We start from the raw sequence: 11,755 nt of genomic DNA, 5'->3' as shown, positions 1-11,755 counted from the left end.
GTTTTGTTATCTCTATAAACTGAATTTACATTTTTCCTTCTTTACGATCTTGCATGGCTTGTTGGAAGCTTGCTTCCGATTCGGCCGGAGTGACAGGTTTGATGGTCTGCCCGTCTTTCAGTGTACCTACGTTCTCGATTACGATTTTATCACCGCTTTTCAAGCCGGAGGTTACCACATACTCTTTTCCATCACTGATGTTAAATACCGAGATCTCGTTCATCTTGACGGTGTTGTCCGGTTGCAGAAGGAATACGAATTTTTTGTCTTGTATTTCCGTAGTAGCTTTCTGAGGGATGCTGATCGTATTCTCCATAGTGTATGGAATGATCAGATTGGCCATACCTCCACTTCTCAAGAGATGGTTGCTATTCGGGAAAGTGGCACGGATACTTACAGCACCGGTATTTGCATTGATTAAACCACTGATGGTTTCGATCTTACCCTTTTCTCCGTAAGTAGTTCCATCGGAAAGTTGCAGCTCGACTTCCGGATAAGTCTCTACGGCAGCCGTTTGTGAACCGTCTTTGCGCACCAGATTCAGAAGTTCTTTTTCTGTCAGTGAAGCATAAACAAACATCTCCGTGATGTCTGAAACTACCGTCAGCGGTGTTTGGATGGAGGGACTTACGAGACTACCCAAACGGTAGGGGATGTTGTTGACAATACCGTCTGAAGGGCTTTTTACGTTTGTAAAGCCAAGGTTCTGCTCTGCGCTGATAAGCTGTGCTTTGGCGGAAGCTAATTGTGCTTTAGCCGATGCCAGTGAGTTTTCAGCCATCGCCAGATCGTAGTCACTGATAATATTCTTCTTGTTTAATTCGCGTTTGTTGTTGACGGTGATCTGCTGGGTGCTTACGGCAGCTTCTGCAGTTGCAACAGCGGCTTTGGCAGAGCGTGCGGCTGCTTCATATTGGGTAGGGTCAATGACAAAAAGGACTTGCCCTTTGCGAACCATAGAACCTTCATCCACACAGACTTTAGTGATGAAACCGGAAACCTGAGGGCGGATTTCAACGTCTTGTTTACCTTTAATAGTAGCCGGATAAGAACTTGTCAGGCTGACAGTCACAGGCTCCAATGTTTGTACAGCACATTCCGGGGTTCCCCCTAAGTTAAAACCCTTTTGACCACAGCTTGACAAGAGGGCTAAACAAAATGCAAATAATACAATTCTACTTTTCATACTTTTATTTCAGTGTTTATTGATAATTTCTCGGCTATATCGCGCATCCATAGTAAAGACAGGAGATAGAAGAAGAAAACCGAGTGGCTTTTCTCGGTTTTCGCTGCAAAAGTACTTCATTTTATGCTAAAAATGTTCTTTGTCCCGTTCTTTTTTAACTATGTTTTTCTCTTATTAATAGAGGCCTTCCTGCTAGGACGGAATATTTCAGTAAATAGTTGACATTTGGAGACTATCGGTGAACCTATTCCTCGTTTTTTCATTAAATTAGTGTAAAGTATGACGTTTATTATTCGAGAACCTTTAATTTTGCACCATGTTAAGGAAGAAAGAATACAATAGGAAGCAGCTTATCCGCAAGATAATGAGCGCAGTCACCTTGGTGGCTGTCCTTTATTCCTGTGCAAGTATAGGACGACCGGACGGTGGTCCGATCGACGAGACTCCACCCCGTTTTATCGGCAGTTCACCGGTTGATGGAGCGTTGAATAATAACAAGACAAAGATTTCACTTGTATTTGACGAATTTATAAAACTCGAGAAGGCGAATGAAAAGGTTGTCGTTTCCCCACCGCAGATACAGATGCCCGAGATAAAAGCATCCGGGAAGAGGATACACGTCAACCTGCTCGATTCGTTGAAACCCAATACTACCTATACGATTGATTTCTCGGATGCCATCGTGGACAATAACGAAGGAAATCCGTTAGGTAATTTTGCGTATACCTTCTCTACAGGTGGAGCGATCGATACATTGGAAGTATCCGGTACGTTGCTTGAGGCTTCAGACCTCGAACCGGTGAAAGGGATGTTGGTGGGATTACATTCTAACTTGAGCGACACGGCTTTCACAAAACTCCCGTTTGACCGGGTGGCGCGTACCGATAGCCGTGGTCGTTTCTCGATCCGTGGCGTTGCACCCGGCAAATATCGCATTTACGGGTTGATGGATTCCGATCAGAACTTTGCCTTTACCCAAAAAAGTGAAGCGATTGCTTTTGACGACTCGTTGATTATTCCGCGCTGGGAAGAACGTCTTCGTCAGGATACCTCTTGGATAGATTCACTTACCATCGATACGATAATAGAACGGAAATATACTCACTATTTGCCCGATAATGTCATTCTGCGCTCGTTTAAAGAGGAGTTGTTCTCTCAGTATCTCATCAAGAGCGAACGCCTTACTCCTGAAAAGTTTACTTTTTATTTTGCAGCGAAGGCAGATACGTTACCCCAATTGAGGGGCTTGAATTTTGATGAGACCGATGCGTTTATCATCGAGAAGAATTTGAGGAATGATACTATTCATTATTGGGTAAAAGATTCGTTGCTTTACAAACAGGATACGCTGTCGATAAGCCTGACTTATCTCTATACGGATACTTTGAACCAGTTGATACCCCGCACGGATACTTTGAATCTGGTTGCAAAAAAGGTGAAGAAAGATACGGAAGAGCCTAAGAAAAAGAAGAAAAAGAAAGGGGAGGAGGAAGAACCGGAACCGACCCAGTTCCTGCCGGTATCTCCACACGTGCCTTCTGCCATGGATGTGTACGATTATATTTCACTGAACTTTGAGGAACCTATCGCATCCTATGACACTGCGGCTATCCATCTCAAACTGAAAGTGGACACATTGTGGGAGGACGTGCCGTTCTTGTTTGAACAGGATTCATTGAACTTGCGCAAGTATAATTTGTTTTACGACTGGGAGCCTATGGCCGAATATGAGTTCTCGGTCGATTCCACCGCCTTTCATGGCCTTTATGGGCTGTTTACCGACAAGATAAAACAGAACTTTAAGGTACGGTCTACCGATGAATACGGTGCTTTGTTCTTTAATGTGACGGGAGCGGATTCCATTGCCTTCGTCGAACTGCTTGATTCGCAAGATAAAGTGGTACGTCGTCGTGCGGTGGACAAGGAGGGTAGGGCCGACTTTTATTTCCTTGACCCGGGAAAATACTCTGCCCGTCTGATTAACGATACGAATGGGAACGGAGTATGGGATACGGGGAGCTTTGAAGATAAACGGCAACCCGAGATGGTGTACTACTATCCGCAACTGATAGATATAAGGGTGCTGATGGAATACAACCAGGATTGGAATGTGAAGGCCGTTCCTCTGGATAAGCAGAAGCTTGATGAATTGAAAAAACAGAAACCTGATGAAGATAAAAAAAATAAAAACAGGAACAACAGTCGGAATAACCGCTAAGATTAACAGAAGGATTCTTCTGGGGGGATTGGCGATACTCTTTTGTCTTTGTTCTTCTCTGCCTGCAAAGGCGCAATGTGAAGCTCCGAATGAAGCATTCAAGTCGGGCGAACATGTCATGTACGATTTGTTCTTTAACTGGAAGTTTATTTGGGTAAAGGCGGGAATAGCCAGCCTGACTGCCAATGCAACGACCTATCAATCCAAACCCGCCTATCGGTTCAATCTGATGTCGATCAGCAGTAAGAAGGTTGACTTCTTTTTCAAGATGCGGGATACACTGACCTGCATTGTGACGGACAAGCTTGAACCCCGTTACTTTCGTAAAGGAGCCGAAGAGGGCAAACGCTATACTGTCGATGAGGCTTGGTTCACTTATAGGGACGGTGTAAGTTACGTCAACCAAAAGCGTACATACAAGGATGGCGAGATAGTGGAAACGGAATATAGTGACAGCCGTTGCATCTTCGATATGCTCAGTATTCTCGCTCAGGCGCGTTCCTATAATCCGAAGGACTATACCGTGGGACAGAAAATAAAGTTCCCGATGGCCACAGGACGTAGGGTAGAGGAACAAACCCTTATTTACCGGGGAATGAAGAATATAACGGCTGAGAATGATACGACCTATCGTTGCCTGGTATTCTCTTTTGTGGAATATACCGATAAAGGGAAAGAGAAGGAAGTGATTACATTCTATATAACTGATGACAAGAATCACCTCCCCGTCCGTCTGGACATGTTCCTTAATATCGGTTCGGCAAAAGCTTTCCTGAAGAGTGTTACCGGAAACCGTTATCCGCTGACCTCGATCGTTACAAAGTAAAAGGCACCTGTTGGTCTTTGCGGAATACGCTTGACTCGAAAGTTGCAATCAGTTCTCCCTTTTGGTTGGTGATATCTATCTGATAGTATCCCGTACTCCTGCCGATGTAACGTTCGCGCGCTTCGGCATAGAGTGTGTCACCTTCTCCGCTGGCACGCAGGAAAGTGATGTTCGATGACAGTGAAAAAGAGAGTTGTCCGTGTGAGTTCGCGGCCGCTGCCAAGGTGAGATCCGCCAGAGTGAAGATCGCTCCTCCTTGGGTACGGTTTCCTGCGTTCAGATGTTCCTTCTTTATTTCAAGTTTGGCTTTGCCATATCCTTTACCTATTTCCATCAATACAACGCCTGTCTTTCGGGCGAAAAGGTCTTCATTGAAAAATTCTTGTGGAGTCATGATCAGATTGTTTTTTGTCTTTTGCCTGCAAATTTACCAATTTTGAAGTTTAATTGGTTATTTCCGGGAGATCAAATCTATTATTTCATGTTGACTAGTATTCTTGCGGGACATCGGAAAGGAAAAGGGCATTATCCGTAGCCCTTTAATGCATGTCTTATAAAGGAACATATGACAACATGCCGACATAGTATGTAAGACATGCCCATGTTTCACTGTCAAACATGTACATGTCTCACTGCGAAACATGGGGGTGTTTCACTGTCAGACATGGGCATGTTTCACATTGTATCTTTGCAGGTAACTCCACTTTCCTTTCGGAGGGATGTGGCTTTCCTTTCCTTGCTTGCTTATCTTGGTGTCTGATAGACAATGAGACTGAAGCAAAGAAGTCACTTGTTCCATAAAATCCCTTGTCGATCTTACAAAACGTGATGGCTATTTTATGATTTACGTTTCACCGTAATGTTTGCAGTATACATCCACTAATAAGCTTTCAGGATGGCACTGTTGATATTGGTATTGGTGTCATTTTTCTCTCTGTCTGTCTTTTTCCCGAAGTCAAAAGTGTATGATAGGCTGATGTAGCCGGTTTGTTGGAGTGATTCGTCATAACGGATCTGTTCATATTGATAGGCTTCTGTATCCAATCCGGTGGTGATCGACCAGTTCTTGCTGAAAGGATTGTTCGTTCCTATTTCTGCCGACCATCCTCCATGATTCCAGCTGATGGAAGCACCGTAATTTGTCTTGTATTTGAACTCTTTTCTTAATAGAGAAGTATCTACTATTTTGTAGGGTAGGTTTGTAAAGAGATTAAATTTCCAGTCTTTTAGATAATAATTCATAGTAAGGCTGCCCATCCAGGTCGTATGGTCTTTGTGAGTAAGCTTGGAGATTCGGCTATGTACCCATTGCCCTTTTGCTTTAATGCTGAGGTTATTAGTCGCTTTCCATGTTATTTCTGCCATCATATTTGTAAGTAAGAATCCGGCATGGCTGCTATAGCTGCTTATTAATTTTTCTTGGTCTGTATAGTAATGTTCCGCCACTGTATTTGTCGAGTAGAAGCAAAAAGCTGCAACCATGATGTTGATGGGGCCGAATTGTGCGTTGTAACCGGCATTGCCTTGATAGAAGATGGAGTTGTCCATGTCCGGATTCCCTCGTTTGATGATAAAAGGATCTATATCCAATTCCACATCATTCAACCGATCGAGTGTGGGATATGTGCTTGTGATGTCAAAAGAGACTTGTATAAATTGGTTTTGCTTCGGTTGAATTGTCAGACGGCCGTTTAGTCGTGGCCCTATGCGGTCGACACGATCTTTGCCCAACAGTTTGTATTGTAACATCGAAAAACCGGCATGTGCGTAGAGCGAGAGCTTCTGGTTGATTCTTTGGTTGTAGCTTGTATAGAAGAAGGATTCGGCTGACCACAATTGCTGTTTGTTGTTATAGTCGCCCGTGTAGTTCGATCTACTGTTTTGATAAAGGTGACTGAGTTGTATGGATAGCGAATTGTTATGTTTCATTCCGATATAGTACATAAAGTTTGCGAGGCCTTTGTAGAAATCTTCATTTGCATCGGTTGCGGAGTTGAATCCTGTTTCCCGGTAAATGCGATTGTAGTTGTTGTGCGAGTAGGAAGTATTTAGGTACGCAATGAACATTTGATTGCTTTTTATACTGAACTTGCCCATGAGGTCTAAGTTAGGCATCCATCCGCTTTGTGTGTTTTCAATATAGGCTGACGACTCTTTTCCCGCATATCGGCCTCCGTAGATGATGTTCTCTTCCAAAAAGTTTAGTGGTGAATTGCTGTGCGCAAGGGTCAATTTGCCGGATAATGTGCGCTTTTGTGTGGAGTTTTCTACATCGAAACGTGCATATTGGTTATTTGTTTTTGTTGTTGCTCTGTTGCCGCTTTTGTTGCGGGTGATATTGTAATCGTGAAAATTCAACGTTTCAAGTTCCTTTACCGTACTGTCCACCTTTCTCATACTGTGTCCGCCGAAAAATTTATAAGTCGTGCTTCCTCGGCTCATTTTCGCTATTGCGTTATAATCCCCGTTCAAATATCCTATGGACTGTCTCCCGTCCACAGAGAGGTATCCCCCTGTCTTGTATTCCTTAATGATGTAATTAATTGCTGCTATCTCGCCCGCGTATATTCCTTTTGGCGCATCATGATATTCTATCTTTTCGATATCTTTGGAACGAAGGGATTTGACTTCACGGAAGTCTGCTTTTCGTCCGTTAATGTACAGGGTGACAAGTCCATTGAAATTTTTGACAATGCCGCTTTGCTTGTCCACGTCCAAACCGGGAATCATCAGGTTGTCCAGTAAATCATATCCTGTGGTGGCATGTTTTGATTGCTGTTTGCCGGGTATAATCAGCATGAAATCCTCTTTCCTTATGAATTCCCTACCTTTTACTTCCACTTCGTCCAGGAGGAAATTGGATGTTCTCAGCAGGATGTCAGGCATGTCGATGTCTTTCCCTTCCATTACGATAGGGTTTGAAAAGTCTTCGAATCCCATGCTTTTTGCTGTGAATATGTATTTACCTCTTTCAATGTTATTGAAGGTGAAATGTCCGGTTGAGTCCGTCACTGCGCCTTTTATTAGAATAGAATCGGGGTCGGACAGTGTCACTGCGACATATGGCAATGGTTTATGCTTTTCATCCGTTACGTTACCTTTTATATAATGGAGTTCTTGCGCATATGTTGACAGAAAACAAGCGGTTGAAAAAATGAATAGTAATATGCTTTTCATAATAGTAATAGATTTTGTTAAACAATATATAATTGACGCGATCGATTCTATGTACCAAAAGGCTAATTGCATGTATATTAGTTTGTGAATTACAACAGTCGCAATAAATGATAATGTTTTATTGCTCAGTAGGATGTCTCTCGCATGCTAATAGCCTCTTCATCTTGTAATAGATTAAATTACCAATGGCTTATCCTTTTACAATATATGGTTATTTTTGTGTTTATTGATAATATACGTTTAAATATTGTTGTATTTTAACACGACAGGGAAATAATTATACAATTTATGAATAATTACAGACAGACTTCGTACAAAATACTTTGCTGGGAAATGTACAAAAACATCTTCTCGGCTTCATTCTACTATACTACAGATTATACCTATGAATATTGACAATGACCACTCCTTCTGAAAAGTGTAAATGAGTATCGAAATAAGCATTAATAATGAACGTGCTGGGTATTAATACTTATCGTGCTGGTTATTAATGTCCAGCATGCTAGCCTTTAATACTTGATGCGATCACTGTTAATACCTGTTAGCATGGTTGTTGCTTGTAGTAAATTTGGGTAATAGGGAAGTTGACAATAGAAAATACCTAACACCCTTAATCATTATGATATCGTCTTATGCTATATCTAATAATAAAGGGCGTTAGGTGTGACAGGGATGATTTTCAAAAGTGATATTTGGGGGAGTGAGAAAGGGTTTATTTATTCAGTCTCCACTCAAATCCGTCTTTCGTATCTTTGATCTCAAATCCCAATGCGGTAAGTTCGTTGCGAATCAAGTCCGAAGTTGCCCAGTCTTTATTCGCCTTTGCCTTCATACGCTGATCCAGCAGCATGTCTACCACTTTGCCGTAAGCGGCTTCACGTCCATCGGATGAACCTGTTTCTTCTTTCAGTCCCAAGACATCGAAGCTGAACAGGTGGAAAGTCTCTTTCAGGTCTTTCAGGTCTTCAGCGGTGATCGTGTCGTTTCCAGCGATGATGGTATTGATCATCTTTGCACCTTCAAACAAGTTGGCAATGACTATCGGTGTATTCAGATCATCGTTCATCGCCTCGTAGCATTTGGTGCGTATATCTTTTACGTTTACGGTTGAATGGGCTGACGGAGTGATCTTTTCCAGATTGTCCACAGCTTCCATCAGTCTCTGAAGCCCTTTTTCGGCAGCCTGCAATGCCTCATTGCTAAAGTCTACCGTGCTGCGGTAGTGCGCCTGAAGGATGAAGAAACGGATCGTCATCGGAGTATAAGCCTGAGACAATATCTTGTTGGAACCGGTAAAGAACTCTTCCAATGTGATAAAGTTGCCCAATGACTTACCCATCTTCTGACCGTTGATAGTGATCATGTTATTGTGCATCCAGTAATGTACCATATCGTCACCTTGTGAAGCTACCGATTGTGCGATCTCACATTCATGGTGCGGGAATATCAAGTCCATTCCTCCCCCGTGAATGTCGAAATGTTCGCCCAGGTATTTACGTCCCATAGCCGTACATTCGGCATGCCATCCCGGGAAACCATCGCTCCATGGGGAAGGCCAGCGCATGATATGTTCCGGTTGTGCTTTCTTCCACAAGGCAAAGTCAGCGGGATTGCGTTTCTCGCTCTGTCCGTCCAGTTCGCGGGTGGTGTTCAGCATATCGTCCAGATTGCGTCCGGAAAGCTTGCCGTAATTGAAATCCTTGTTATATTTGACTACGTCGAAATATACCGAGCCTTCGCTTTCATAGGCATAGCCTGCTTCCAAGATCTTTCCCACCAGTTCGATTTGCTCGATGATATGTCCCGATGCGTGAGGCTCGATGCTGGGTGGAAGGACGTTGAGGGCATCCATCGCTTTGTGATAGCGGTTTAGGTAATATTGCACCACTTCCATCGGTTCCAACTGTTCCAAACGGGCTTTCTTGGCAATCTTGTCTTCTCCTTCATCGGCATCATGTTCCAGATGGCCGACATCTGTGATGTTGCGCACATAACGTACTTTATATCCCAGGTGAGTGAGATAACGGAAGAGTACGTCGAAGGTGATTGCCGGACGTGCATGTCCCAAATGGGCATCACCGTATACGGTCGGCCCGCAAACGTACATCCCTACATGAGGTGCGTGCAATGGCACGAACAACTCTTTTTTCCTATCTAAAGTGTTGTAAATGGTCAGTTGATGTTCCATAACGTTTGAGATTTATTCTATTTGAATCCACAAAGTTAGAATAAATAATTGATTCGGACAGTCCGGGGAGTAACTTTTTGCATATCCCGGCTTTTCTATCGCTTACTTTTTAAAGAATTGATAGGTCAATGATAGTCCGAATTCTTTTGTCTGCATCACATTTCTTTCCGTCAAATTATTAAATGTTTGGGTAAACCGTTTATCACCTATGAAGTCTGTGGCGTATAAGGCGACAATCAAGTGTTTCTTTAATAACTCTTTTGAGAGGTTCAACCGATAGAAGTAATTGCCCATTTCTTTATTACCTTTTATTTGCCGGGGGAAGTAATATCCACCGTTTGCGGTCAGATTGAACAAACCGGGAAATGTGAAAATTGCTCCACCGGACAATTGGCCGTAGGTGCCATCAAGTTCTTTTTCATTAACTATAGTATAAGTCTGTTGAGCGACCATGGCTGTTGCTTGTAGGCGTATGGATGGAGATATTTTATAAGATCCTGCCAATGAAAATAAAACTTGCTTGTAATGGATGTTTGCTTTATATATATCATGATAATAGCCATATGGCTCTTCATAATTATCGTAGGAAACGAATTCAATGGCCGATATAATGCTTTTTGGACTGTTGTGATAGATCAGGTCAGCCAATATTTGGAGTTTTGTGCCATTATAATGGTAATTCAGGTTTAATTTATTCAGGTATTTGTGTCCCGTCCATCCTGCGGCCAAAGCTGGTTCGGGAACGGTACGCTGTATGGTATAGTCCACTGAAAACCATCCGTTGGGAGTTATTTGGTAGCTTGCATTCAAAAAAGGGTAAAGTGTGTTTGAATCATCCAGATAATAAAAATGATTGTAAGGACGTTCCCACTGTAAACCGGTATTCAGTCGGAATTTGGATAGTTGCAGCGAATATTGTAGATAAACTGACCATCGATCCAAATCGTTTGAGAGATGATCGTAACATTTTGAGGAATAGCGCGCGCCTGCACCGATTGCATTGGCATGGTTGAGGGGAACAAATGCATCCAATCGAACGGCATGTTCTTTTAAATCAATACTGGATAAAGTTTTAATTAAGATTGGTGACAGTAAGTTTGTTGCTCTGGTTTCGGTTGATATCGGTACAATTGCCTCGGTTATTATATCTGTTTCAGAATTGTATTTTGAAGAGCCTTGTTCATAGGCAAGTGAGAGATACCCTCCACTGTTGAAACTGTGTTGGTAGTAAGCGCTTAAGTTATGGGTCGTTTGTTTGGTACTTAATTTGTTGTTTTCGTATAAGTAATAGTCTTCCGCAGGGATAAAGTTTATTTGAGCCTTCCTGTCGAGTTTCCAGGGATTTACAAACAAATTATACGAAAAGCCGATAATATCTTTTTTTGTGAGATTAACCCCGGTTTGTAAATGTGCATTATGATTATTGTTATGGCGTATGTCTAAATGACTGGGCGTAAAGGTGCCGGTTTCGACTTTTTTGTAGGAGAGATATGTTGCATCGTTGTCTGATTTTTCATAGTTTTGGTAAGTATAAGCATATCCGCCATCAAAAAAGAACTTTTTGTATTTGGCATTCAGCATGACATTTCCGCCCGAAAGGGTAGAAGTGGCGGTATGGCCGGATGCTCTTACAAACATTCCTTCGTTTTTTTGCTTTCGGGTAATGATATTAATGATTCCACCTTCATCTAGTGCCTGATCAGCTACATGATGGTTGGTGTAAATTTCAAGTCGTTCTACTTGATTGGCTGGCATCGATTTGATGAAACTACCTATCCCTATTTTGGGTAATAACTGGGGTACACCGTCTACATAGATGGCAATGCCCGATAAGCCTGTTAGAGTGACTTCTTCGAATGCATTGACTTGTACAAGCGGCATCTTTTGTAATATTTGCAAGAGATTGGCAGAAACGGCCTCGGGATCGGTTGCGACATCGTAAACGATGGCTTCATTCTTTGATTGGTTTTCTTTTACTTGGGCAAACCCATGAAGAGAAAGTGTTGCAAGCAACAAAATAGTAAGAATCCTTCGTGTCATAATATTACATTATTGGTTAGTCATAGTGTGTTGAGAATTCGCTTCTTTTTCACAAAGTTAGAATAAATAATTAAATACTATGTCAGTTGAAGGATAATATTGCTTTTGTAATTGAATTTT

7 protein-coding genes are annotated in these 11,755 nt (G+C 42.3%); 2 read left to right on the top strand and 5 right to left on the bottom strand.

Going from position 1 to position 11,755, the window contains the following annotated elements; all coding sequences use genetic code 11:
* Positions 1-25: 25 nt before the first annotated feature.
* Positions 26-1,186, bottom strand: a complete 1,161-nt coding sequence (locus tag H8744_RS04980) for an efflux RND transporter periplasmic adaptor subunit (protein WP_262433777.1) — start codon at positions 1,184-1,186, stop codon at positions 26-28.
* 316 nt (positions 1,187-1,502) lie between these two features.
* Between H8744_RS04980 and H8744_RS04975 the strand changes: the two genes are divergently transcribed.
* Both H8744_RS04975 and H8744_RS04970 read left to right on the top strand, forming a co-directional pair.
* Positions 1,503-3,404, top strand: a complete 1,902-nt coding sequence (locus tag H8744_RS04975) for an Ig-like domain-containing protein (protein ID WP_262433776.1) — start codon at positions 1,503-1,505, stop codon at positions 3,402-3,404.
* Entirely contained in the window at positions 3,355-4,230 is an 876-nt protein-coding gene (locus H8744_RS04970; RefSeq protein ID WP_262433775.1) for a DUF3108 domain-containing protein, read from the top strand. The genes H8744_RS04975 and H8744_RS04970 overlap by 50 nt, the downstream gene beginning before the upstream one ends.
* Here the strand turns inward: H8744_RS04970 and H8744_RS04965 are convergent.
* The 4 genes from H8744_RS04965 to H8744_RS04950 all read right to left on the bottom strand — a co-directional run bounded on the left by H8744_RS04965 (position 4,220) and on the right by H8744_RS04950 (position 11,635).
* The gene (locus tag H8744_RS04965; RefSeq protein WP_262433774.1) at positions 4,220-4,624 is read right to left on the bottom strand and encodes a hotdog fold thioesterase; all 405 of its coding nucleotides are present in this window, start codon (positions 4,622-4,624) and stop codon (positions 4,220-4,222) included. The two genes, H8744_RS04970 and H8744_RS04965, sit on opposite strands and share 11 nt — an antisense overlap.
* A 485-nt stretch (positions 4,625-5,109) precedes the next feature.
* Complete coding sequence (locus H8744_RS04960) at positions 5,110-7,407, bottom strand: TonB-dependent receptor (protein WP_262433773.1); 2,298 nt, start codon at positions 7,405-7,407, stop codon at positions 5,110-5,112.
* Positions 7,408-8,119: 712 nt separating this feature from the next.
* Positions 8,120-9,595: a cysteine--tRNA ligase gene (cysS, locus tag H8744_RS04955; protein ID WP_262433772.1), complete on the bottom strand. Its 1,476-nt coding sequence runs from the start codon at positions 9,593-9,595 to the stop codon at positions 8,120-8,122.
* Between the two features lie 102 nt (positions 9,596-9,697).
* Entirely contained in the window at positions 9,698-11,635 is a 1,938-nt protein-coding gene (locus H8744_RS04950; protein ID WP_262433771.1) for a TonB-dependent receptor plug domain-containing protein, read from the bottom strand.
* Positions 11,636-11,755: the final 120 nt, after the last annotated feature.

Source organism: Jilunia laotingensis, from assembly GCF_014385165.1.
Lineage (GTDB): Bacteria > Bacteroidota > Bacteroidia > Bacteroidales > Bacteroidaceae > Bacteroides > Bacteroides laotingensis.
This window is presented reverse-complemented; position numbering and strand designations above follow the sequence as displayed.